The following is a 22,628-nucleotide window of genomic DNA, read 5'->3' as shown; positions in this document are numbered from 1 at the left end:
ACAACAAGGAGGACCCCGTGAGCGTAATCAGTAAATCGATTCTCCTCGTCGACGACGACCAGGAAATCCGCGAATTGCTGCAAACCTACCTCAGTCGCGCCGGCTTCCAGGTCCGTGGCGTGGCCGATGGCGCGGGGTTCCGCCAGGCGATGAACGAGGCGCCGTGCGACCTGGTCATCCTGGATGTGATGTTGCCCGATGAAGACGGTTTCAGTCTTTGCCGTTGGATCCGCCAGCACCCGCGCCAGGCGCAGGTGCCGATCATCATGCTCACCGCCAGTTCCGACGAAGCCGACCGCGTGATCGGCCTGGAACTGGGCGCCGATGACTATATCGGCAAGCCGTTCAGCCCCCGCGAACTGCAGGCGCGGATCAAGGCGCTGCTGCGGCGCTGCCAGTTCGGCCAGGAGCGCAGCAGTGGCGGCGAGGTGTTGGTGTTCGATGAGTGGCGCCTGGATATGATCAGCCATCGCCTGTTTCATGTGGACGGCGAAGAGGTGATCCTCTCCGGCGCCGACTTTGCCTTGCTCAAGTTGTTTCTCGACCACCCGCAACAGATCCTCGACCGCGACACCATCGGCAACGCCACCCGGGGCCGCGACCTGATGCCGCTGGACCGCATCGTCGACATGGCCGTCAGCCGCCTGCGCCAACGTCTGCGCGATACCGAAAAACCACCCCGGCTGATCCGCACCGTGCGCGGCAGCGGCTATCAATTGGCAGCCAGCGTGGTTGCCGGCAATGCCCACTGAACGCCTGCGTGAACTACGCCGGCGGATCCCGGTACCGCGTTCGCTGCTGGGGCGGATGTTACTGCTGACCCTGTTGGCGGTGCTGTTTGCCCAGGCGTTATCCAGCGTGATCTGGGTGTCGCAACTGCGCGCTACCCAGCTCGAAGGCCTGGTAACGGCTGCCCGTAGCCTGGCGCATTCGATGACCGCCAGCGTGAGTTACTTCCGTTCATTACCAGTGGCCTATCGCCCGCTGGTGCTCGACCAGTTGCGCAGCATGGGCGGCACGCGTTTTGTGGTGACCCTCAACGATCGCCCGCTGGATATGCAGGTCTTGCCCGAAACCCCGCGCAAGCAGGCGGTGCTGGTGGCCGTGGATGACGTGCTGCGCCAGACCCTCGGCGCCGATGTGCATATCTCGGTGGAATTCGTCAGCGCCGAAGACCTGCGCATCTTCAATGCCGGGCTCAAGCTCGACGAACTGCCGCGCTCCTGGGCTCATTACGCGTTGACCCTCGAGCCGGTCAACCCGCCGGTGCTGGTCACCCAGATCCAGCTCGCTCCCGGTGAATGGTTGTACATCGCCTCGTTGTTGCCCGAACCCTATACCAGCCTTGAAGAGCAGGGCCTGCCAGCCCAGCAGGTGTGGTTTATCGTGTTGACCAGCGGTTTCCTGCTGCTGTTCATCGGCCTGCTGGTGCATTGGCAGAGCCGCCCGCTCAAGCGCCTGGCGCGGGCGGCGCGGGACATGTCCCTGGGAGCGGATGTAGAGCCGGTGGCCGAAGGCGGCGGCAGTGAAGTGGTGGAAGTCGGCCGTGCGTTCAATGCCATGCGTGAGCGCATCAGCCGTTACCTGACTGAGCGCAGCCAGTTGTTCAGCGCGATTTCCCATGACTTGCGCACACCCATCACACGCCTGCGCCTGCGCGTGGAGCTGCTCGAAGACGAGAACCTGCAAGCCAAATTCGGCCGCGACCTGGATGAATTGGAATTGCTGGTCAAGGGCGCGTTGCAATGCGTGAAAGACACCGATATCCACGAGAACATCCAGCCGGTGGACCTCAACCACGTACTCGAATGCCTGGTGGAACCCTACCTTGCGCCCAACGGCAATGGGCGGGTGACCCAGCATGGGCAGGCCCTGACCACCTACCCGGGCAAGCCGCTGGCGCTCAAGCGCTGCATCGGCAACCTGATCGACAATGCGCTGAAATACGGACAGAACGCGCATTTGCATATTGAAGACGATGGCGCCGAGTTCGTCCTGCATGTGGACGACGAAGGCCCCGGCGTGCCGGAACAGCGGTTGGAGCAGGTGTTCGAACCGCACTTTCGCCTGGCCGGGCAGCAGCAGGGCTATGGGCTGGGGTTGGGGATTGCACGCAATATCGCCCATAGCCATGGTGGTGAGGTGAGTTTGCAGAATTTGCGCGAGGGTGGGTTGCGGGTGACCTTGCAGTTGCCGCGCGGATTAGACTGACTGAATACGGACCAATGTGGGAGGGGGCTTGCCCCCGATAGCGGTGGGTCAGTCAGCTGATGTATAGCTGATAGACCGCCATCGGGGGCAAGCCCCCTCCCACATTTTGATCTCATTGCATCAGATGCTTTGGCGTAACCGGGCCAAGTCGCGCAAAGGCGGTGCACCAAACAACCGGCTGTACTCCCGGCTGAACTGCGATGGGCTTTCATATCCCACCCGATACCCCGCCGCCGAGGCCTCCAGCCCTTCGGCAATCATCAGCCGCCGAGCTTCCTGCAAGCGCAGTTGTTTCTGGTATTGCAGCGGGCTCATGGCGGTGATCGCCTTGAAACGGTGGTGCAGGGTCGAGACGCTCAGGTTCACTTCCCGAGCCAGGTCATCGATGCGCAGCGGCTGTTCGTAATTGCCGTTCAACCATTTGATCGCCTGGCTCACTCGATGGCTCTGGCTGTTGGCCACGGCGATTTCATACAGGCGATAGCCTTGGGGCCCGCGCAACAAGCGGTAGAGAATTTCGCGGTTGATCAGCGGGGCGAGCATCGCGATATCTTTGGGCGTATCCAGCAGGCGGGTCAGGCGTAGCACGGCATCAAGCAACTGATGGTCGATGCGGTCGACGTACATGCCTCGGGAAGTCGGACGCGACGGCACGCCCATCGGGCCGGCCTCGGCGATCAGTGCGGTGAGCTGGGCCGGGTCGATATTGATGCGCACCGACAGGTTGGGGTCTTCGGGGGTGGCGTCGATAATCCGCCCGGACACCGGCATGGCCACCGAGAACACCAAATAATTGAGCGGGTCGTAGGCGAAGATTTCGTCGGCCAGGCGCACTTCCTTGCTGCCACTGGCGAGGATGCACAGTGCCGGCTCCACCAGCACCGGCATGAAGTCACGCGGCGTGTTGTGGCGGTTCAGGTACAGCGAAGTGATCGCCGTGCCGTAGGAGCCATCTTCCCAGGTATGGCGGTGCACGATGCTGGCCAGTTCGGCACGCTGCTTTTCCATCTCGGCATCGAGGGGCATGGACTTGAGGTCGGGCGACGACATGGGGCGTCCTCTACACACTGGTTGAATGGTGCTCAGCTTAGTGGTGGGTATTCAAAAAGTGTTACGTCGATTCTGCACAATCCTTGCCTGATCCTGCGGCTTTTCGTGAATCAGGCAAGCAAGGCCGCTGTCATCTCCCTGAAATATGCCGTTCGGGCCTGGAATAAATCCAGCGCCGGAACGTCCTGCCTACGCTTCTCGCAGGATTGTGCAATAAGCCTGCAGGAATTGACTAACCGTGCCCACACCGGCGCCGCTATCTTTGATCCTGTGGCAACACGCCCTCACAGTGCTTGCCGAGCATCACTTCTCAACGGGAGAGTCGAACATGTCCACCCCCATTCCCGCGAGCCATATGGCCTTTGTCCGTGCCCGTACCGGGTACAGCACCGAACTCGGCGCACGCTTGAGCAGCTTGATCGAACCGGGCCGACAGGCTCAGGGTTGCCTGCAATTTACCGTGCAGCATTCCCAGACCGACCCCGATGTATGGCTGATCTCGGGCTTCTGGAGCAGCGAGCAGGCGATGAGCGCCTACTTCAATTCCCCGGCCCTGATGATCTTCACCGAGTTGCTCAACGACATGGTCGTGCGCAGCATGGACTTCCAGACCTTCACCGATGCATCCGCCGTCAAAGCCTACGGCGAGTACCTGCAACTGGCCGGCTAGAACGTTAGAATGGCCGACTTTTCATTGGCCAGGACGTTCAAACATGGCACGTAAACAATTTGCCCACCACGAAGTCGTTTCCGCCGTAGTACCGGGAGAGGGCGGCTACAGCGCCGCCGTCGCCGTCAAGGCACTGGACGGCATGGCTGCACCGCGTTTTCACAAGATTCTCGATGGGCAGACGTTCAAGACGGCTTCCGATGCCGATGATGCGGCGGCGGTGCAGCTTGAATGCCTGGTCGATGTGGACGTGGAAGGCCAGCTGATTTGGGACTAAATGTGGGAGGGGGCTTGCCCCCGATGGCGATGTGTCAGTCAACTGAGTTGTAGCTGATACACCGCCATCGGGAGCAAGCCCCCTCCCACATGTTTTTATTGCATTTCAGTCAGGGCTTTGTGGCGCCTGGGCGGTACATCTTGAACAGCGCCTCCGGCCCCAACTGGAAATAGTCCGCCGGGCCGCCACCGCGCAAAATCGGCTCGGCGGCGGCGGTGTCGTAGATCCCGTCCTTGAGCAGCCATTTGGCGATGTGCACCGCGACCACTTCGCCCAGCACCAGCCAGCTGGGTACCAACTGCTGGTCGGCGCGTTGCAGCTGGATAATCTGCGTCACCTTGCATTCGAACGACACCGGGCTCTCGCCCACTCGCGGTACGCCGACGACTTTCGACGCCACCGGCGTCAGGCCGGACAACTCGAATTCATTCACCTCTGGCGAAACGGCCGCGCAACTCTGGTTCATCTGCTCGGCCAGTGGGCGGGTCGCCAGGTTCCACACGAACTCGCCGGTCTGCTCGATATTGTTCAGGCTGTCTTTGCGCCCCACGCTGGAAAATCCAATGATCGGCGGAATGTAGTTGAACGCATTGAAGAAACTGTAGGGCGCCAGGTTCAGGCGGCCTTCGCGGTCGTGGGAAGAGATCCAGCCGATCGGGCGTGGGCCGACGATGGCATTGAACGGATCATGGGGCAGGCCGTGGCCGTTGGCGGGTTCGTAGAAATGGATATCGTCGGACATGGGCCAGTTCTGCTCTCGGTTTCGGGGCAAACATCATACCCAATGTGGGAGGGGGCTTGCCCCCGATAGCAGAGTGTCAGTCAGTAATATATTGATTGACCCACCGCTATCGGGAGCAAGCCCCCTCCCACAGGTTTTATCTCATCATCCAGTTAGTCGGTGGTGATGCGCGAGTGTTTGCGTGTGTCCTTCATGGTCACATAGACCACCAACGACACCGCGATGCATGCGGTCACGTACCAGTAATAGCCGGTTTCCATGCCGATGCTCTTGAACCACAGCGCGATGTATTCAGCGGTGCCGCCGAAGATCGACACGGTCAGGGCATACGGCAGGCCTACGCCCAGGGCGCGGATTTCGGTCGGGAACAGCTCGGCTTTCACCACCGCGTTGATCGAGGTATAGCCGCTGACGATGATCAGCGCCGCCATGATCAGGAAGAACGCGCCCCACCAGCTCTGGATGGTGTGCAGGGTGGTGAGGATCGGCACCGTGAACAGAGTGCCGAGGATGCCGAAGGCGATCAGGATCGGTCGACGGCCAATCTTGTCCGACAGACCGCCCACCAGGGGTTGCAGGCACATGAACAGGAACAGCGTCGCCGCCGAGATGGTGGTGGAGTCGGAGATGCTCATGCCGACGGTATTCACTAGGTATTTCTGCATGTAGGTGGTGTAGGTGTAGAACGCCAGGGTGCCGCCCATGGTCAGGCCGACCACGGTGAGCAGTTCCTTGGGGTGGCGCATCAAGGTGCGCATCGCGCTTTCCTTGGCTTTTTCCTTCTTGGTGAACGACTCGGTTTCTTCCATGCCGCGCCGCAGGTACAGCGCAACCACTGCGCACAGCGCGCCGATGGCGAACGGGATACGCCAGCCCCACGCATACAGTTGCTCGGTGGTCAGCACTTGCTGCAGCACGATCAGCACCGCCAGGGCGATGAGCTGGCCCGAGATCAGAGTGACGTACTGGAAGCTGGAATAGAAACCACGACGCTCCTTGGTCGCCATTTCGCTGAGGTAAGTGGCGGAGGTGCCGTATTCGCCACCGACCGACAGCCCCTGCAGCAGACGGGCAAACACCAGCAGAATGGGCGCACCGATACCGATGATTTCATAGCCTGGGCTCAGGGCAATCAACAGTGAGCCGAAGCACATCAGGTAGACCGAGGCCATCAGGGCTTTTTTGCGCCCGACCTTGTCGGCATACAGGCCCATCAGCCAGCCGCCGATCGGGCGCATCAGGAAGCCCACGGCGAAGATCGCGGCGGTATTGAGCAATTGGGCGGTGGTGTCGCCTTTGGGGAAGAAGGCTTTGGCGAAGTACAACGAGAAAGCGGCGTAGACGTACCAGTCGTACCACTCGACCATGTTGCCGACGGAGCCGCTGAAGATCGATCTGATCCGGCTGGAGGTTGTGCGTTCTTTTGCCGGCGCAGCCGCCGACCCCAGAGGCAAGGTGTTGGAGTTATCCATTGAAGGATCCTTCATCTAGTTGTTTTTATGGAGCGTGCCTGAGCACTGCCTGGCTTGGGCTGTAGCAGAAGCTGTGCCAGGTGGGTGAAGGCCCGGTTTAGAAGGGTTTCAGGATTTTTTTGAGCGGAATGTTGCTGATGGTTTTCAGGTGGTGAGCGGAAATCCGCTTATGGCTGCTGGCGCCATCGGGGGCAAGCCCCCTCCCACATTTTGACCTCATTGTTCCTGAATAAACGCGGTCCACTGTGGGAGGGGGCTTGCCCCCGATGGCGATCGGAAGACCGCTAGAGAAACATCTCCCTTGCCAACCCATGTCGCTGCATCTTTTCATTGAGGGTCCGGCGCGGCAGTTGCAGTTCGGCCAGCACCGCCTTGATATCGCCTTTATGCCGGGTCAGGGCAGCTTTCAGGCAATGCGCCTCGAAGGCTTCCTGCTGCGCCGCCAAGGATTGCCCGGCCTCGATGCCCTCCGGTTCCGGCTCGCCAAGCCCCAGCACCTGGCGTTCGGCCGCGTTGGCCAGTTCGCGTACGTTGCCTGGCCAGTCATGACTGAGCAGGCGTCCCAGCGCGGGGCCGCTTAGCGGCTCGGCGCTGCGTCCCAGGCGCTGGGCAGCGTCCTGGGCAAAATGCTCATACAGCAGCGGAATGTCTTCGCGGCGCTCGCGCAGCGGCGGCAGGCGCAGTTGCGCGACGTTGAGCCGATACGCCAGGTCTTCGCGAAAACGCCCGGCGCGGGCCTCTTCCAACAAGTCCGGCTTGGTGGCCGCGATGATGCGCAAATCCACATGAATGCTCTGATTGGAACCCAGGCGCTCCAGCTTCTGTTCTTGCAACACGCGCAGCAGTTTTACCTGCTGGGCCAAGGGCATGCTTTCGATTTCATCGAGGAACAGCGTGCCGCCGTGGGCGTATTCCAGTTTGCCGATCCGCTTGCCCTGGGCGCCGGTGAATGCGCCGCTTTCATGGCCGAACAGCTCGGCTTCGAACAGCTGCTCGGGGATCGCGGCGCAGTTGAGCGCGACAAACGGCTTTTTCGCTCGCGGGCCGAAATCATGCAGGCAGCGCGCAACCAGCTCTTTGCCGCTGCCGGTCTCGCCGCGGATCAACACATTGACCGGCAGCGTTGCCAGGTCCAGCACTTGGCGTCGCAGGGTTTGCAGGCTCTTGGATACCCCGAGCAGACTGGATTCCAGCTGGGCGCGATGATCGGCTTGGCGATGCAGGCGGCGGTTTTCCAGGATCAGCCCGCGTTTATCCAGCGCGCGGCGCAGGCTATTGAGCAGCGCATCCGGGCTGAAGGGCTTTTCCAGGAAGTCGTAGGCGCCGTCGCGCATGGCTTCGACGGCCATCGGCACGTCGCCATGGCCAGTGAGCAGGATGACCGGCAAGTCGGCATCGCGCCGCTGCACTTCGGCCAGCAGTTCCAGGCCGCTGAGGCCAGGCATGCGCACATCGCTGAGGATTACGCCGGGGAAATCCCTGGGCAACTGCGCCAGGCATTCCTCGGCACGGCTGAACAACTGCACCGCAAACCCGGACAGGCTCAACCATTGTTCGACGGCCGTACGAATGCTGGCTTCGTCATCCACCACAATCACCGCGTTCAACATAGGTCGGGCGTCTCCAGCGCGACAGGCAAGGTCAGGGTAAATATCGCGCCGTCGCCCCGGTTGCCGGCGATCAGGCGTCCGCCCAGTTCATGCACGATAGCGTAGGACACCGCCAGCCCCAAGCCGAGCCCGTCACCCACCGGCTTGGTGGTGAAGAAGGGGTCGAAGACATTGTTCAAGTGTTCTTCGGCAATCCCGCCGCCGCTGTCGCTGACGCTCAACTGCCAGAGCTGCTGGTCGGCGTGCAGGCGGATTTCCAGGCGTTTGCGCGGCTTGTCGGCCATGGCATCCAGGGCATTGCGCAGCAGGTTGATCAGCACTTGTTCCAGGCGGATCGCGTCGCCGCGTACCCACGCGGGGCGGGTCAGGTCCAGCACCACACCGATGGCTTCATCGCGCAAACGTGCGTCGAGCAGGTGCAGGGATTGATCGACCACGGTGGCCAGGTCCAGGCGTTCGCGCAGGCCGCTGGGGCTTTTACGCGCGAAGGTCTTGAGATGGCCCGTCAGCGCGGCCATGCGGGTGAGCATGTCATCCAGCGGTGTGAGTGCCTTGTAGGCATCGTCCACGCGGCCGTGGTCGAGCAACAGCCGCAGGGTCGCCAATTGCATGCGCTGGGCGGTCAGCGGTTGGTTGATTTCATGGGCGAGGGCAGCGGACATCTGCCCCAGTGCCGCCAGCTTGGCCGACTGCACCAGGCCATCCTGGGCGGTGCGCAGGGCCCGGGTGCGTTCCTCGACCAATTGCTCAAGCTCTTCACGGCTGCGTTGACGCAGACGCGCCAGGCGCCAGCGTTGGCTCAAAAACAGCACGAGGAACACCAATGCCAGCCAGGACCCGGCGGCGGCCAGGCCGGCGTTGCGTTGGTCTTCAAACGGGAACTGGGGTTTGCGCAGCAGGTGCAGGGTCCAGCCTTCGGCTTTGAGCGGCAGCGATTCCCAGATGTAGTTGGCGTTGCCGTCGGGGCCGTTGACGCGCATCAGGTGGCTGTTGTCGCCGAAGCGCTGCAAGGTGTTGGTCTCCAGCGGCTGCAATTGCTTTTTGTCGTATTGGCGGGTGGCCTTGAGTTCGGCCAGGTCGCTGGCCGACAGCGCTCGCAGGTTACGGTAGCGCCAGCCCGGCTGGTTGGCGATGAACACGATCCCGCGCGCGTCGCTGACCAGCAGCAGGTCGTTACCCTGGGCCCATTCACGCTCCAGCTCGGGGAATTCGAGCTTGACGACCATGGCGCCGAGAAACTGCTCGTGTTCGTCGACCACGGCGCTGGAAAGAAAGTAACCCGGTATGCCGGTGGTCACCCCCACCGCGTAAAAGCGCCCGGTGCCCTGGCTCAGGGTCTGGCTGAAATACGGCCGAAACGCGTAGTTGTGCCCCACATAACTGCTGGGCAGGTTCCAGTTGCTGGCGGCCACGGCCAGGCCGGTGCGGTCCATCAATTCGAGGGTGGACGACTGGGCGGCGCCATTGATGCGTTCCAGCTTGCGGTTGAGCAGGTCCTGGGTGGTGGCGTCCAGCGGGCCTCTCAAGGCGTTGATCATCTCCGAGTCCAGCGCCAGCACGGCGGGCAGGGCACGGTAGCGTTCGATCAGGGTGTGCAGCGAGTTGGCATACAGCGCCAGCTGTTGATTGGCACGGGCGGCGTCGTCCACCAAGGCCTGGCGCTCGGCATGGCGCGTGGCCAGCGCCGCAGCCAGCACCGCACCGGCGACGATCAGCAGGGAATAGAAGGTCAGGCGCAGGGGGCGAGGGATTGCGATCATACGAGGATGAACAGGCGCAGTGGGGGCGAGCACCATAGCATGGGCTGCCCGAAACTTGTGTGGGAGGGAGCAAGCCCCCTCCCACCTTTACTTACTGAACTTCCACCGCCAGGCTTTCACTGATCTTCTTCTGCCAGATCGCAGGACCGGTGATGTGTACGGATTCGCCCTTGCTGTCCACCGCAACGGTGACCGGCATGTCTTTCACGTCGAACTCGTAGATCGCTTCCATGCCCAGTTCAGCGAAAGCGACGACGCGCGATTTCTTGATGGCCTGCGCCACCAGGTAAGCGGCGCCGCCCACGGCCATCAGGTACACGGCCTTGTGGTCCTTGATCGCTTCGATGGCGGTCGGGCCGCGCTCGGATTTGCCGATCATGCCCAGCAGGCCGGTTTGCTCGAGGATCTGACGGGTGAACTTGTCCATCCGCGTCGCGGTGGTCGGGCCGGCCGGGCCAACCACTTCTTCGCGCACCGGATCAACCGGGCCGACGTAGTAGATGAAACGGCCCTTGAGGTCCACCGGCAGGGTTTCGCCCTTGTTCAGCATCTCGACCATGCGCTTGTGCGCCGCGTCACGACCCGTGAGCATCTTGCCGTTGAGCAACACGGTTTCGCCCGGCTTCCAGCTTTGCACTTCTTCAGGCGTCAGGGTATCGAGGTTGACGCGACGGGCCGATGGGCCGGCTTCCCAGACGATTTCCGGGTAGGCGTCCAGCGGTGGCGCTTCCAGCGACGCAGGGCCCGAACCATCGAGCACGAAGTGCGCGTGGCGGGTGGCGGCGCAGTTGGGGATCATGCACACCGGCAGGGACGCGGCGTGGGTCGGGTAGTCCATGATCTTCACGTCGAGCACGGTGGTCAGGCCACCCAGACCCTGGGCGCCGATGCCCAGTTGGTTGACCTTTTCGAACAGCTCCAGGCGCATCTCTTCGATGCGGTTCTGCGGGCCGCGCTTCTTCAGCTCGTGGATGTCGATGGATTCCATCAACACTTCCTTGGCCATCACCGCAGCTTTCTCGGCGGTGCCGCCAATGCCGATGCCGAGCATGCCCGGTGGGCACCAGCCGGCGCCCATGGTCGGAACGGTCTTGAGCACCCAGTCGACGATTGAGTCGGACGGGTTGAGCATGGCCATTTTCGACTTGTTCTCGGAACCACCGCCCTTGGCGGCCACGTCCACCTCCACGGTGTTACCCGGGACGATGGAGTAGTGGATCACCGCCGGGGTGTTGTCCTTGGTGTTCTTGCGCGCGCCCGCCGGGTCGGCAAGGATGGAAGCGCGCAGGACGTTTTCCGGCAGGTTGTAGGCGCGACGCACGCCTTCGTTGATCATGTCGTCCAGGCCCATGGTGGCGCCATCCCAACGTACATCCATGCCCACGCGCACGAACACGGTCACGATACCGGTGTCCTGGCAGATTGGCCGATGGCCGGTGGCGCACATGCGCGAGTTGATCAGGATCTGGGCGATGGAGTCACGGGCGGCCGGCGATTCTTCGCGCAGGTAGGCCTCGTGCATCGCCTGGATGAAATCAACGGGGTGGTAGTAGGAAATGAATTGCAGGGCGTCGGCAACGCTCTGAATCAGGTCGTCTTGCTTGATCACGGTCATGAGTCGCGCTCCTCTATAAGGGAACATTCAATAAGGTGGCTTCAGTGAGGGTGCATCGGTCGGCTGAAACCACCTTTCCAAGGCACGCCACTGGTGCAGGCGCGACGCTAAAAAGGCGCGGCAGTATAACCCGGCACGGTGGCTGATACACCCGACTATGGTCAAACTGTCGCAGGCATGATTCCCTGTGCGCGCCCCTTGTGATTGAGTCCGTTTATGCCTGAACTGTATGTCGGCGAACGCCATTGGCCGGTGACTACCGGCAGCAACCTGCTGGACGCCTTGAACCAGGCGGGGGTGGCCGTGCCCTTCAGTTGCCGCGCCGGAAGTTGCCATGCCTGCCTGGTGCGCTGCCAGGGCGAGGTTGAAGACAAGCAACCTCAGGCGTTGAGCCCGGCGCAACGCCAGGACGGCTGGCGCCTGGCGTGCCAGTGTCGGGTCAGCGGCGATCTCAAGGTGCAAGTGTTCGACCCGTTGCGTGACGGATCGGCGGCCAAGGTGGTTGGCGCCGATTGGCTGAGTCCGACGGTGCTGCGCCTGCGCCTTCAACCCGAGCGTGGCCTGCGATACCGCGCCGGGCAGCATCTGGTGTTGTGGGCAGGGCAGGTCGCACGTCCGTATTCCCTGGCGAGCTTGCCCCAGCAGGACCCGTACCTGGAGTTTCATATTGATTGCCGTCAACCCGGGGCATTCAGCGATGCCGCTCGCCACTTCAAGATCGGTGATGCTTTAAACCTGGGTGAGTTACGGGGCGGGGCGCTGCAGTATGATCCCGACTGGCAAGCCCGGCCGCTGTGGCTGCTGGCCTCCGGCACTGGGCTGGGTCCGTTGTGGGGGGTGTTGCGTGAAGCGTTGCGCCAGGATCACCAAGGTGCCATCCGCGTCATTCACCTGGCTCATGATGCCCAGGCTCACTACCTGGCCGAACCCCTGACGGCGCTGGCCGCGCAGCATCAGAACCTTACGGTGGAGTTGTGGACCGCAGATGAGTTGGCCCAGGCATTGGGGCAACTGCGGCTCATTTCGAGGCAAACGCTGGCCTTAGTCTGCGGGCATCCTGACAGCGTCGAAGCCCTTTCCAAGCGCTTGTTTCTGGCGGGACTGCCGCGCAATCAACTGCTGGCCGATGTGTTCCTGCCTCGTGGTTGAGCGACTGACAGTCGAGCACATGCTTTGCGGGTGTACGCGATTAACTTTGGGAGGGGGCTTGCCCCCGATGAGCATAGATATCTACACAACTTTGGCGTAGCCCTGAACCTGTGGCGAGGGAGCTTGCTCCCGTGGCGACCTGGCGGCCTATAGTTATCTGACTGATGCCGCGCGATCCAAATGTGGGAGGGGCGGTGCGACGATTCGACTTGCTCCCGATGGCGGCCTGACAGCCGACCAGGATGCTGGATCAGGGCGAGTACATATCCGTTGCTGCGGTAACGGCTGCTATGGGTTCCGCCCTTACGGCGTCTCACTTTTGAAAAGCGCAAAAGTAAGCAAAACGCTCTTGCCCCACCACTCGGCACCTCGCTTAGGCTCGGTGTGCCCGTAATCCGACAGCGATTTGGGGGGCCGCCGCCACGCGCCATCCATGGCGCGGGGCGGCTAAACCGGCATCCCTGCCGGTTTACCCCCCAAATCACTGTCGAATTCCGGCCAGCGTGGCTTAACGGGGCGCTTAAGATCAAGAGCAAGATCAAGAGCGGCTCGCTTCGCATCGTGGTTACTGTTGGCTGCTACAAAGTTGTGTAGATACCTATGCCCCGATGAGGCCTGATGGTTCAACACCTCAACCGGCATTTGAAATGCAAAAAAGCCCCGCCATTCTCATGGCAGGGCTTTTGTTTTTTCAGCGTGTCACTCAGAACTGCGGATCGCCCACGTGCAGGATCTTCATGCCATTGGTGCCGCCGGTGGTGTGATAGCTGTCGCCCTTGGTCAGGATGACCCAGTCACCTTTCTCGACGACGCCGCGTTTGACCAACTCGTCGATAGCTTTCTGGCTGACTTCGTTCGGGGCCAGCGAAGCCGGATCGAACGGAATGGTGTACACGCCACGGAACAGCGCCGCACGGGCCTGGGCTTCGCGGTGGGGGGTGAACGCGTAGATCGGCACCGACGAGCGGATGCGCGACATGATCAACGGCGTATAGCCACTTTCGGTCAAAGCGATGATCGCCTTAACGCCCGGGAAGTGGTTGGCGGTGTACATGGCGGCCAACGCGATGCTCTGGTCGCAGCTTTCGAAGACCTTGCCGATGCGGTGGCTGGAGGTCTTGCTGGTGGGGTGCTTTTCAGCACCGACGCAGATACGCGCCATGGCCTGGACGGCCTCCAGCGGGTACGGGCCAGCGGCACTTTCGGCCGAAAGCATCACGGCGTCGGTGTAGTCGAGCACGGCGTTGGCCACGTCGGACACTTCGGCGCGGGTCGGCATCGGGTTCTGGATCATTGACTCCATCATCTGGGTCGCAACGATCACCGCTTTGTTGTGGCGGCGTGCGTGCAGGATGATCTTCTTCTGGATACCGATCAGCTCGGCATCGCCGATTTCCACGCCCAGGTCGCCACGGGCAACCATGACGGCGTCGGAAGCCTTGATCAGGCCATCCAGGGTTTCGTCATCAGCCACGGCTTCGGCACGTTCGATCTTGGCCACCAGCCAGGCGGTACCACCGGCTTCGTCGCGCAGTTTACGTGCGTATTCCATGTCGGCGGCGTCGCGCGGGAAGGACACGGCGAGGTAGTCCACTTCCATTTCGGCGGCGAGCTTGATGTCGGCCTTGTCTTTTTCAGTCAGGGCCGGCGCCGTCAGGCCACCGCCGCGACGGTTGATGCCTTTGTGGTCGGACAGCGGGCCGCCGATGATCACGGTGCAATGCAGTTCGGTCGGGGTAGCGGTGTCGACGCGCATCACCACGCGACCGTCGTCCAGCAGCAGTTCGTCGCCGACGCCGCAGTCCTTGACCAGATCCGGGTAGTCGATGCCTACGACGTCCTGGGTGCCTTCGGTCAACGGATGGCTGGTGGAGAAGGTGAATTTGTCACCGATCTTAAGCTCGATCCGCTTGTTGGCGAATTTGGCGATACGGATCTTCGGGCCTTGCAGGTCACCCAGCAGCGCCACGAAGCGGCCGTGTTTGGCGGCCAGGTCCCGCACCAGCTTGGCGCGAGCCTTGTGCTCGTCCGGGGTGCCGTGGGAGAAGTTCAGACGGGCAACGTCCAAACCAGCCAGAATCAGCTGTTCGAGGACTTCCGGCGAGTTGCTGGCCGGGCCAAGGGTGGCGACGATTTTGGTACGACGGACGGACATGCACAGACTCCTGAGTTCAAGCGCTGGGGAAGGCTACTATGCTCTTTCGTTGTAGTCATTGTTCGTTTGCACTACTTATCGACGATCGGCTTGTTTTTGCTGCGGTGCAAAGGTGAACGCCCTTGAAGATTTTGGACGATAGGTCGATACACTGCACAAGACAGGAGAACCCCCATGCGAATTTTGCTCGTTGCTGCCCTGGCCGTCAGTGTTGTCGGCTGCACCCGCTGGTCGATGGACCATCATTTGAACAACGCTTACCGCGCCTATGGGGTGGGTGACTGCGCACGGGTTACCCTGGAATTGTCCCAGGTAGACCGTGAAAGCCGCACCCGCCGCTATGTGCAGCCCGAGGTTTCGATGTTGCGCGGGCAGTGCCTGGAGCGCCAGAAACTGTTCGTCGATGCTGCGCAAACCTACCAATTCATCATCAGCCAATACCCATCAAGCGAGTACGCTTACCGAGCCCAAGCCCGGCTCGATACCCTGCGCCAGTTGGGGCATTTCTCTGGCGTGACCGCAGCGCAACCACGGCCGGCGTCTTTATGATGGCATTCGTCGCTTCATAACTGGCCTCTTTCCAGTCTTGGGTTATTCTTTGAATAGATGTTTGTACAACTTTCTGTTCAAAAGAATGTAATGCCCGGATTCGGCAGCTGTCTCGTGGCAACGATTTCTTGTCACACCGATATCCAGGGAGAGCGAGCGATGGGCTTGTTCCGAATCACTGGCTTTATTGGATGGCGACCTCACCATGTTTATCGAACGACGGATCGAACGGCATCAGCTACCTTATTTCCTGCAGGTGTTCAATCGGCTTACGGACAAGCCAATCGGCTATCTGGGCGACGTTTCTGAAGAAGGGCTGATGCTGATCAGTCAGTTGCCAATGATGATCGGCGCAGATTTTGAGCTGCGCCTGAAGATTCCAGGGCCGGACGGCGAGTTCCAGGCTGTTGACCTTACCGCGACCTGTTTGTGGAGCCGTGAAGATGTCAACCCGCAGCATTACGACTCGGGGTTCCGCGTGCGTCAGGCGTGCGAAGAATACGCGCAGCTGATCAGTGCCTTGTTGCATTACTTCAGGTTCGATCCTTTACAGGCCCCCGTTTGACTATCATGTGCAGTCGGCCATGGGGACCTGTGTCTACCGTGGCCGTGCGCTTGCCGTCAGAACACCCCGGCTTTTTTCCAGTGCAGGTAACGTGTCACCAACGCGGCGCCCAACTCTGACGGCAGGCTATCCAACACCGACAACCCATGAGCGCCCAGGCGATCATGCAGCTGGTTGCGCATGTTGAGGTAGTCAACCGCGCCGCTGTAAGCCAGTGCTTCGGGTAGGGTTTGTACCGGGGCCTGGCGCAGTTGGTCGAGTACTTCCTCTCGCAGACTGGCGACCAGCACCCGATGGTGTCGACCGATCCGCTTGATGGCACTCATCAGTGCTTCATCGTCTTCATCGCGCAGGTTGGTCACCACGATCACCAAGGCGCGGCGTTTTTGCCGAGCCAGCAATTGGCTGGCGGCGGCCTCATAGTCAGCGGTCTGGCGTGTGCTTTCCAGGTCATAGACTGCATTTAGCAAGACGTTCAATTGGCCGCTGCCCTTGACCGGCGCCAGGTAACGCGGCTGGTCGCTGGCAAAGGTACAGAGCCCGACTGCATCGCCTTGGCGCAAGGCGACATAACTCAGCAACAGGCAGGCGTCCAGCGCGTGGTCGAAGTGGGACAACTCGTCGTCCTGGCTGCGCATGCGTCGGCCGCAATCGAGCATGAATACAATCTGCTGGTCGCGCTCATCCTCATATTCGCGGGCAATCGGCGTGCGCTGGCGTGCCGTGGCTTTCCAGTCGATCTGACGCAGGCTGTCACCGTCGCGAAACTCGCGTAATTGATGAAACTCCAGGCCTGGTCCGCGCCGCTGGTGCTGACGTACACCCAGTTGGCTCAGCCAGTTATCCACACCCTGCAACCGGGCACCGGATAGCCGCGCGAAATCCGGGTACACGCGAGTGGCATCCGAGGCTTCGATCCAGCGCCGCGCCGACCACAGCCCCAAGGGGCTGGGCAAGTGGATTTCGCAGCGGCTGAAACTGAAATGCCCACGTCGCAGGGGGCGCACGCGATAGCCCAACTCGCCGCGCTCACCGGGGCGCAGTGAGATGGATTGCGGCAGGTTATCCACTACCAGTCCTTCGGGCACGTGATCGAACACCAGCACGGTCAGCGGCTGTGGATAATCGTGTTCCAGTGACAGGCGTACTTCTCCCCAGCGCCCCAGCGCCAGGCTACCGGGCAACATCCGCTGTACACGTGCCGAAGGGCGGCGGCGCAAGCGCATGGCATCCAGTATCGCCAGCAACAGCAGGGCCAACAGCAGGCCCCAGGCGATTGCGTGCAAGGTATCGGGCACCTTGAACTGCAACGCCGCCGACGCGCCCAGCAGGATATCGAGGGCCAGCAGAACACCCAGCCAGGTCAGGAGCAGACGGGTCGGTTTCATGCCGGCGCTACTGCCTGGGGGCCGCGATCTGGTCGAGCAACTGCTTGATCACCTGGTCCACCTCCAAACCATCGATATCCAGCTCCGGCGAAAGCCGCACTCGGTGACGCAGTACCGCCAGGGCGCAACCCTTGATGTCATCCGGGATCACGAATTCGCCGCCGCGCAACAGCGCCCGCGCACGGGCGCCGCGAACCAGGGCGATAGACGCTCGTGGACCGGCACCGATGGTCAAGCCTGGCCAACTGCGCGTCGCCCGCGCCAGGCGCACGGCATAGTCGAGGACCTGTTCATCCAGAGGCATGCCGCTGGCAATCTGCTGCATCTGCACCACGTCTTCGGCTTGCAGCACGGTGCGCAAAGGCTGCACATCGAGCATGTCGGCCCTGGACGAGCGGGTCACTTCGCGCACCATATCCACTTCCTGTTGCGCCTCGGGATAGTCCATGCGCACCTTGAGCATGAAGCGGTCCAGCTCGGCTTCGGGCAATGGGTAGGTGCCTTCCTGCTCGATGGGGTTCTGGGTGGCCAGCACCATGAACGGCTCGCCGATGGGCAATGCCTCACCCTCCAGCGTGACCTGGCGCTCCTGCATGGCTTCGAGCAGTGCCGCCTGGGTTTTGGCCGGGGCGCGGTTGATTTCGTCGGCGAGCAGCAGGTGAGTGAATAACGGCCCCTTGCGCAGCTTGAACTGTTCGGTCTGCAGGTCGTACACCGCGTGGCCGGTGACATCGCTGGGCATCAGGTCCGGGGTGAACTGGATGCGCGCGAAATCACCGCCAAAACAACGGGCCAACGCGCGCACCAGCAACGTTTTGCCGAGGCCGGGTACGCCCTCGAGCAACACATGGCCACCGGCAATCAATGCGGTGAGTACGTCATCGATCACCGCGTCCTGGCCAATGACTGCCTTGCGCAATTCAACGCGCAGGGCCTGGGCCTGTTGGCTGGCGTATTGAACGTTTCTTTCGGCGTTCAGGGCTGTGGCCATTGGGGAGTCGCTCATAGGGCATTCCTGAGGGTTTGCAGGCACGCCACCTGTCGGCTGAAGTCGGCGCTGGACAGCCGTTTCAGCGCAGGTGCGCCGAGTGCCTGGCTGATGATAGGGGAAGGTTGTCGCGTCAGAAGTGCCAGCACCTGGCATTGTTCCGCCGTGTCGAGGTGTTCAAAGCCGGGGTGGCGTCGCCGGGCGGTGCGCAGGAGGTCGTGCTGCAAGGCCTGCAGCAATGCGCCCTGGCCGTTGCGGCGTAGCAGGAAGTCGGCACTGGCGCGCAGATGCTCCTGCAGCTGCCGACGCGCCTTGGGCGCGGGTGCCCGAATCGGGCCCTGGCGCATACCGGCGTGCCAGAGTGCCAGGGCAATCAGTGCGGCAAGCGCGACGAGGGCCTGGGGGAAGTAACGGATCAGCAGGGTAAGCAGGTTGTCCACGTCGCTGTTGAACAGCAGCGTGACGTCGGTACCCTGGTTCAGGTACCACAGCAGCCAGGCGTTATCGTGTTTGCCGATGCTCGGGGTTTTCCACAGGTCGCTGTCGGTGATCACCGTGACGCGGCCCAGCCCCAGGTCCAGTTGCATCAGGTGGCTGGACTTGGCGCTGTTGGCTGAAAACTGCGCCAGGTGCCGGGGGTCGATAAGGTTGAAGTCGGTATCGAAACTGAAATAGGCCGGCTTGGTTTCATTGTCGACATACAGTTTGGTGAGGTCTGGCGCGCTCTTTTTGCGCGGTGGCGCCGGCTCGTCGAAGTCATCACTCAAGGCCTGGCGAAGCTTAAGACGATCAAGCAGCAGGTCGCCGCTTTTGCCGGTTTCTTCATCCCATAACGCCTCGGCCACCAGTAGCAGGTGGCCCCCGGCTTTGGCCCAGCCCAGCAACTGTTCGACCTGGCGTGGGGTCATGTTGCCGCGTTCTCCCAGCAACAGCAGGCTATGGCCTGGGGCAGGCAGGTCGGCAAGCCGCTCAAGGCCGTTGGCATGCGCTACCGTCAAACCTTGCTGGCCCAGGAAATGCTCGGCCGCAAGGTAAGGATTAGCCAGCGCGTCCGGCGCCGGGCCGTGATCCACAACCTCCTCATAGGGAATTGCCTTGTGCCAGGCATACAGACCGCCCACTCCCAACAGGCAAGCCAGCAGCAGGGCCATCCACAGTAAGGGTCGCTTCATTGGCTGGCCCCCCCACTGAAGAGTGCGCGCCAGTCGCTGCAGAGCTTTTGCTGGGCGGCGCCGGGAGGCAGCCGGTGGCCATAGGCGAGGTTTTGCCAGTGCCGGGTCAACTCGTGACTGAATGCCAGCAACTGCGGTTGCTGCAACTGATGGACGCGCTCCAGTACCTGGCCCTCGGTGTCGGCACTTTTGAGCGGCAGGTTGAACTCATGCAGCAGCCGGCTGAGCAGGCCGCGGTACAGCAGGCCAAGGGCTTCCCTCGGTTGGGTGGGCCACAGTTGTTCGGCGGTGCTGGCGATGTCGTCGGGCAACGTCTCGACCCCCAGCTCCAACCCGAACAACTGGGCAGGCGCAGGTTTTGCGGCGTTGGGGCGAGGTCGGCGCCTGCGGCTGACAAACGTGCGCAGCCATTCACGGTAGCGCCACACCACCCAGGCCAGCCCGCCGACCAGCAAGCCCCATAGCAGAATCTCCAGGCCTTGGGCCACATGCTTGAAGGTGTTGCTGTTGAGGTTGTCGAGCAAGTGCTGGAGCCAGCCAGGTAGCTTACCGTCGCCGCCCTGGGCTTTGGGGGCAGTGGCGGGTTTTTCTTCGCCAAAACGATAGCGGGTGACGGTTTGCGGATTCTTGAACGGCGGTTTTTCCAGTAATGCCTTGATCGATTGGCTGGCCGCCTGGGTGCTGAGCGGCTTTGGATCAGCCGGTTCATCCGCCATCGCCATTGGGCTCAGTTGCGCCAGCGTCAGCCCGACGACCAGCAGCAACAGCGGCGCGACACTGCTCAGGCGTTGGCGCAATCGGCGAAACACCAACTCCAGGTCCCAAGCCTCCAGGACGGTGCGACGGTTGAGATACAGGCTGAAACCGCAGGCGACGTAGATGGGTTCCCAGAACACCAGGATCAGCGCATAGAAGGCATTACTCAGGTGCTCCAGCCATAGCGCCTGCGGGCCGGTCGCCAATGCCAGCCGCTGCCAGTCCCAATCCAGTTCGACCTGCTCCGGGATGAATAGATAGAACAGCGCCATGCAACCGAACCACAGGCCGATTTCCAGGTGCACCCCGATGATCGTCAGCCAGCGCGCGCCACCCGCGTTTCGCTGTTGCAGTACGCCCAGGCGCTGTTGACGCGCTTGACCCTCCAGGCCTTCAAGCTGGCTCACGGGCATCACGAAGCTGCGGCTCAGGCTCAGCCGGCGCCAGGTGAGGCTGGCGAGCAGTTGCCCCTTGAGCAGGCGCGGCCACTGGCGAACAGCTTGTCTCAGGCTTGGCGTTTCACCAAACAGCGCCTTGGAAAGAATGTACAGCGGCAAGCGCTCGAAGGCCGGCTTCAGCCACCAGAACAAGAAGATGGCGTAGGACGGGTACTGCCACAGCAGCGCACTGAGCAGCACGAACACCGGCAGGCTGACCAGCGCCCAGCTGCTCATCAGCAATACACGATGTTCCCGGGCCATCAGTACGCCGAGGTCCATGGCTTCCCAGGAGGTGCGGGGGCGGATGACCACGCTGGAGTCAGTCAGGCGCATGGCGAGTCCTGCCGGCGAAGATCAGGTAGGCGGCCACGAACAGCCAAAGTGCGCTGCCCACGAGGTATTTGATCCAGGGCGCAATGCTCGTGCTGGATGACCAGTAGGCTTCGATGAATGCTGCGATCAGCAGCAATAGCATGACCCCGCACAGCATCTGCACGCTTTTGCGGGCTGCCAGGCGCAGGGATTCGCTACGTGCCAGGGGCCCTGGAGCGATCAGCGACCAGCCCAGTTGCAGGCCTGCTGCACCGGCCAGTGCGATGGCGCTGAGCTCGAAGGCGCCATGACCGATCACGAAAGACCAGAACGTCTGGCCGTAGCCGATTTCACTGAGGTGCCCGCAGACCGCGCCGATGATCAAACCGTTAAATACCAGAAAGAACACGCTGCCCAGGCCGAACAGCAGGCCGGCGGCAAAGGTCTGGAAGGCGATGCCGATGTTGTGCATCACGTAATAGCCAAACATCATCCAGTCTTCACTGGAAGCCCGTTCGGCCGCGCGCCCCAGGCGGCTGGCGGCGGGGTCGTACATGCTTTGCATCTCGGCCACTTGTTGCGGGCTGACGATGTTGTAGATCAGGTCGGGGAACAGGTACACCAATAACGCTATGCCCAGCAGGCTGCCGAAGAACAGCAGACTGGAAATCAGTACGAAGCGCCATTGTTCGCGTACCAGGCGCGGAAAACCGGCGAGGATGAACGCCAGTACGTTGGCTGTCGTTTGACTGCGATGACGATACAGTTGTTGGTGACCACGCAGCGCCAGTTGTTGCAGGTGGTCCACCAGGTAACTGCTGTAGCCGCGCGCCTGGGCCAGGGCCAGGTGTTGGCACAGGCGGCGGTATTGATAAGGGAAGTCGGTTGCCTCGCAGGCTTTGCCTTGCTCTACCTGTTTGAGCAGTTCGGCGAAGGTTTGCCATTGCTGCTGGTGGCGGCTTTCAAAAAGACTCTGCTTCATGTCGGCCCCAACAAACCGTGGGCCACACCGTTGAGTTGCTCCACGGCGCGAGCCGGAGACACCTGCAAGGGCGCGGCGAGGATGGCAGCCAGTTCATGGACCCGCTCGGCAGACAATTCAGCCTGGCGTTCGGCGAAACCGAGTATGGCCCGCTGTTCGCTCAGCTCCAGTGCGAAGGGCAGGCGCAGGGCGGCTGCCTGAGGGATGCGCGGGCGGGCCGACGCCTGATCGCGGTAGACCACCAGCGTACCCGCTGCCAGGTCGCCGAGGCGCTTGAAGTGTGGATGCTGCAGGCAACTGATGGCGCCGAAGAAGTAGCCGAAGGGCAGCATGTCGACAAAGCGCAGCAGGTTGCGGATCAGCGACGCCGACCAGCCAATGGGGGTACCGTCGTCCTGTACCACCCGCAGGCCCATGACCTGCTTGCCGGGAGAGCAGCCCTGGTTGAAAACTTCGAACAGCACCATGTACCACCAGCTGACCAGGAACAGCAGCAGGGAGCCCAAGCCGAGCCCGAGGTTGCCAAGCAGCGCCAGGGGCACCAGCAGGACGCCCATGACCACGCCGCGCACGAGCAGGTCGAAGGCAAAGGCGACGGCCCTTGGCAGCAGGCCGGCAGGGCGCAAGGGCAGGTCGATACCCTCGGGGGTCTCGATCTGGTAGCAGGTATCCAGAGGAGCTGTTGGCATTGCGATCCTTGGCAGTGCGAAGCGACTGAGAGAGACGGATGCTAGCAGTGTCGAGGCTGGAAGCAACCCTTCAAGC

General features: G+C 61.9%; 20 protein-coding genes. 7 read left to right on the top strand and 13 right to left on the bottom strand.

The annotated features are described in order from the left end of the window. Nucleotides 1–17: 17 nt before the first annotated feature. Nucleotides 18–752 carry a response regulator gene (locus C4J92_RS21120; RefSeq protein ID WP_124364221.1) on the top strand — a complete coding sequence of 245 codons (735 nt, stop codon included), beginning with the start codon at nt 18–20 and terminating at the stop codon, nt 750–752. Next, the gene (locus C4J92_RS21115) at nt 742–2,211 is read left to right on the top strand and encodes an ATP-binding protein (protein WP_124368200.1); all 1,470 of its coding nucleotides are present in this window, start codon (nt 742–744) and stop codon (nt 2,209–2,211) included. Before C4J92_RS21120 ends, C4J92_RS21115 begins: the two co-directional genes overlap by 11 nt. A 120-nt stretch (nt 2,212–2,331) precedes the next feature. Here C4J92_RS21115 and C4J92_RS21110 read toward each other — a convergent pair whose 3' ends face one another. Continuing rightward, nucleotides 2,332–3,261: an AraC family transcriptional regulator gene (locus C4J92_RS21110; RefSeq protein WP_124368199.1), complete on the bottom strand. Its 930-nt coding sequence runs from the start codon at nt 3,259–3,261 to the stop codon at nt 2,332–2,334. A 328-nt stretch (nt 3,262–3,589) separates the two neighbouring features. Here C4J92_RS21110 and C4J92_RS21105 point away from each other — a divergent pair, with 328 nt between their 5' ends. Next, nucleotides 3,590–3,931 (top strand): antibiotic biosynthesis monooxygenase family protein, encoded by a 342-nt coding sequence (locus tag C4J92_RS21105; RefSeq protein ID WP_124368198.1) that lies wholly within the window; start codon nt 3,590–3,592, stop codon nt 3,929–3,931. A 43-nt stretch (nt 3,932–3,974) separates the two neighbouring features. Next, complete coding sequence (locus C4J92_RS21100) at nt 3,975–4,208, top strand: hypothetical protein (RefSeq protein ID WP_124405165.1); 234 nt, start codon at nt 3,975–3,977, stop codon at nt 4,206–4,208. A 109-nt stretch (nt 4,209–4,317) separates the two neighbouring features. Here C4J92_RS21100 and C4J92_RS21095 read toward each other — a convergent pair whose 3' ends face one another. The 5 genes from C4J92_RS21095 to C4J92_RS21075 all read right to left on the bottom strand — a co-directional run bounded on the left by C4J92_RS21095 (nt 4,318) and on the right by C4J92_RS21075 (nt 11,407). Continuing rightward, the gene (locus C4J92_RS21095; RefSeq protein ID WP_124364216.1) at nt 4,318–4,950 is read right to left on the bottom strand and encodes a flavin reductase family protein; all 633 of its coding nucleotides are present in this window, start codon (nt 4,948–4,950) and stop codon (nt 4,318–4,320) included. A gap of 152 nt (nt 4,951–5,102) precedes the next feature. Beyond that, nucleotides 5,103–6,422, bottom strand: a complete 1,320-nt coding sequence (locus C4J92_RS21090) for an MFS transporter (protein WP_124368195.1) — start codon at nt 6,420–6,422, stop codon at nt 5,103–5,105. Between the two features lie 284 nt (nt 6,423–6,706). Then, nucleotides 6,707–8,032 carry a sigma-54 dependent transcriptional regulator gene (locus C4J92_RS21085; protein WP_124405164.1) on the bottom strand — a complete coding sequence of 442 codons (1,326 nt, stop codon included), beginning with the start codon at nt 8,030–8,032 and terminating at the stop codon, nt 6,707–6,709. Next, complete coding sequence (locus C4J92_RS21080; protein WP_124405163.1) at nt 8,026–9,792, bottom strand: ATP-binding protein; 1,767 nt, start codon at nt 9,790–9,792, stop codon at nt 8,026–8,028. Before C4J92_RS21080 ends, C4J92_RS21085 begins: the two co-directional genes overlap by 7 nt. A 91-nt stretch (nt 9,793–9,883) precedes the next feature. Then, nucleotides 9,884–11,407 (bottom strand): fumarate hydratase, encoded by a 1,524-nt coding sequence (locus tag C4J92_RS21075; protein ID WP_010208051.1) that lies wholly within the window; start codon nt 11,405–11,407, stop codon nt 9,884–9,886. 216 nt (nt 11,408–11,623) lie between these two features. Between C4J92_RS21075 and C4J92_RS21070 the strand changes: the two genes are divergently transcribed. Further along, nucleotides 11,624–12,556: an iron-sulfur-binding ferredoxin reductase gene (locus tag C4J92_RS21070; protein ID WP_124405162.1), complete on the top strand. Its 933-nt coding sequence runs from the start codon at nt 11,624–11,626 to the stop codon at nt 12,554–12,556. Between the two features lie 703 nt (nt 12,557–13,259). On the opposite strand, the gene pyk is transcribed toward C4J92_RS21070, so the two are convergent. Beyond that, nucleotides 13,260–14,711, bottom strand: a complete 1,452-nt coding sequence (pyk, locus tag C4J92_RS21065; RefSeq protein ID WP_124371716.1) for a pyruvate kinase — start codon at nt 14,709–14,711, stop codon at nt 13,260–13,262. 174 nt (nt 14,712–14,885) lie between these two features. Here pyk and C4J92_RS21060 point away from each other — a divergent pair, with 174 nt between their 5' ends. Continuing rightward, a complete protein-coding gene (locus tag C4J92_RS21060; RefSeq protein WP_124364211.1) occupies nt 14,886–15,260 on the top strand; it encodes a tol-pal system YbgF family protein in 375 nt (124 codons plus the stop codon). A 205-nt stretch (nt 15,261–15,465) separates the two neighbouring features. Then, the gene (locus C4J92_RS21055; RefSeq protein WP_124405161.1) at nt 15,466–15,825 is read left to right on the top strand and encodes a PilZ domain-containing protein; all 360 of its coding nucleotides are present in this window, start codon (nt 15,466–15,468) and stop codon (nt 15,823–15,825) included. A 56-nt stretch (nt 15,826–15,881) separates the two neighbouring features. Here the strand turns inward: C4J92_RS21055 and C4J92_RS21050 are convergent, their stop codons facing one another. From C4J92_RS21050 to C4J92_RS21025, 6 genes are read right to left on the bottom strand one after another with little or no spacing between them, the layout of a single operon-like run. Then, a complete protein-coding gene (locus tag C4J92_RS21050; RefSeq protein ID WP_124405160.1) occupies nt 15,882–17,213 on the bottom strand; it encodes a DUF58 domain-containing protein in 1,332 nt (443 codons plus the stop codon). A 7-nt stretch (nt 17,214–17,220) separates the two neighbouring features. Then, nucleotides 17,221–18,219 (bottom strand): MoxR family ATPase, encoded by a 999-nt coding sequence (locus C4J92_RS21045; RefSeq protein WP_124405159.1) that lies wholly within the window; start codon nt 18,217–18,219, stop codon nt 17,221–17,223. Further along, nucleotides 18,216–19,373: a DUF4350 domain-containing protein gene (locus tag C4J92_RS21040; RefSeq protein WP_124405158.1), complete on the bottom strand. Its 1,158-nt coding sequence runs from the start codon at nt 19,371–19,373 to the stop codon at nt 18,216–18,218. The genes C4J92_RS21045 and C4J92_RS21040 overlap by 4 nt, the downstream gene beginning before the upstream one ends. Further along, nucleotides 19,370–20,902, bottom strand: a complete 1,533-nt coding sequence (locus C4J92_RS21035; RefSeq protein ID WP_124405157.1) for a DUF4129 domain-containing protein — start codon at nt 20,900–20,902, stop codon at nt 19,370–19,372. Before C4J92_RS21035 ends, C4J92_RS21040 begins: the two co-directional genes overlap by 4 nt. Further along, nucleotides 20,889–21,863 carry a stage II sporulation protein M gene (locus tag C4J92_RS21030; RefSeq protein WP_124405156.1) on the bottom strand — a complete coding sequence of 325 codons (975 nt, stop codon included), beginning with the start codon at nt 21,861–21,863 and terminating at the stop codon, nt 20,889–20,891. Before C4J92_RS21030 ends, C4J92_RS21035 begins: the two co-directional genes overlap by 14 nt. Continuing rightward, nucleotides 21,860–22,552, bottom strand: a complete 693-nt coding sequence (locus C4J92_RS21025; RefSeq protein ID WP_124405155.1) for an RDD family protein — start codon at nt 22,550–22,552, stop codon at nt 21,860–21,862. Before C4J92_RS21025 ends, C4J92_RS21030 begins: the two co-directional genes overlap by 4 nt. Between the last annotated feature and the right edge of the window lie 76 nt (nt 22,553–22,628).

This window comes from Pseudomonas sp. R3-18-08 (assembly GCF_003852065.1).
Lineage (GTDB): Bacteria > Pseudomonadota > Gammaproteobacteria > Pseudomonadales > Pseudomonadaceae > Aquipseudomonas.
This window is presented reverse-complemented; position numbering and strand designations above follow the sequence as displayed.

Bases quoted from the DNA above. Each gene is read 5' to 3' on its own strand.
- C4J92_RS21115 (WP_124368200.1), top strand. From the start codon at position 742: ATGCCCACTGAACGCCTGCGTGAACTACGCCGGCGGATCCCGGTACCG.
- C4J92_RS21110 (WP_124368199.1), bottom strand. From the start codon at position 3,261: ATGTCGTCGCCCGACCTCAAGTCCATGCCCCTCGATGCCGAGATGGAA.
- C4J92_RS21105 (WP_124368198.1), top strand. From the start codon at position 3,590: ATGTCCACCCCCATTCCCGCGAGCCATATGGCCTTTGTCCGTGCCCGT.
- C4J92_RS21100 (WP_124405165.1), top strand. From the start codon at position 3,975: ATGGCACGTAAACAATTTGCCCACCACGAAGTCGTTTCCGCCGTAGTA.
- C4J92_RS21095 (WP_124364216.1), bottom strand. From the start codon at position 4,950: ATGTCCGACGATATCCATTTCTACGAACCCGCCAACGGCCACGGCCTG.
- C4J92_RS21090 (WP_124368195.1), bottom strand. From the start codon at position 6,422: ATGGATAACTCCAACACCTTGCCTCTGGGGTCGGCGGCTGCGCCGGCA.
- C4J92_RS21085 (WP_124405164.1), bottom strand. From the start codon at position 8,032: ATGTTGAACGCGGTGATTGTGGTGGATGACGAAGCCAGCATTCGTACG.
- C4J92_RS21080 (WP_124405163.1), bottom strand. From the start codon at position 9,792: ATGATCGCAATCCCTCGCCCCCTGCGCCTGACCTTCTATTCCCTGCTG.
- C4J92_RS21075 (WP_010208051.1), bottom strand. From the start codon at position 11,407: ATGACCGTGATCAAGCAAGACGACCTGATTCAGAGCGTTGCCGACGCC.
- C4J92_RS21070 (WP_124405162.1), top strand. From the start codon at position 11,624: ATGCCTGAACTGTATGTCGGCGAACGCCATTGGCCGGTGACTACCGGC.
- pyk (WP_124371716.1), bottom strand. From the start codon at position 14,711: ATGTCCGTCCGTCGTACCAAAATCGTCGCCACCCTTGGCCCGGCCAGC.
- C4J92_RS21060 (WP_124364211.1), top strand. From the start codon at position 14,886: ATGCGAATTTTGCTCGTTGCTGCCCTGGCCGTCAGTGTTGTCGGCTGC.
- C4J92_RS21055 (WP_124405161.1), top strand. From the start codon at position 15,466: ATGTTTATCGAACGACGGATCGAACGGCATCAGCTACCTTATTTCCTG.
- C4J92_RS21050 (WP_124405160.1), bottom strand. From the start codon at position 17,213: ATGAAACCGACCCGTCTGCTCCTGACCTGGCTGGGTGTTCTGCTGGCC.
- C4J92_RS21045 (WP_124405159.1), bottom strand. From the start codon at position 18,219: ATGAGCGACTCCCCAATGGCCACAGCCCTGAACGCCGAAAGAAACGTT.
- C4J92_RS21040 (WP_124405158.1), bottom strand. From the start codon at position 19,373: ATGAAGCGACCCTTACTGTGGATGGCCCTGCTGCTGGCTTGCCTGTTG.
- C4J92_RS21035 (WP_124405157.1), bottom strand. From the start codon at position 20,902: ATGCGCCTGACTGACTCCAGCGTGGTCATCCGCCCCCGCACCTCCTGG.
- C4J92_RS21030 (WP_124405156.1), bottom strand. From the start codon at position 21,863: ATGAAGCAGAGTCTTTTTGAAAGCCGCCACCAGCAGCAATGGCAAACC.
- C4J92_RS21025 (WP_124405155.1), bottom strand. From the start codon at position 22,552: ATGCCAACAGCTCCTCTGGATACCTGCTACCAGATCGAGACCCCCGAG.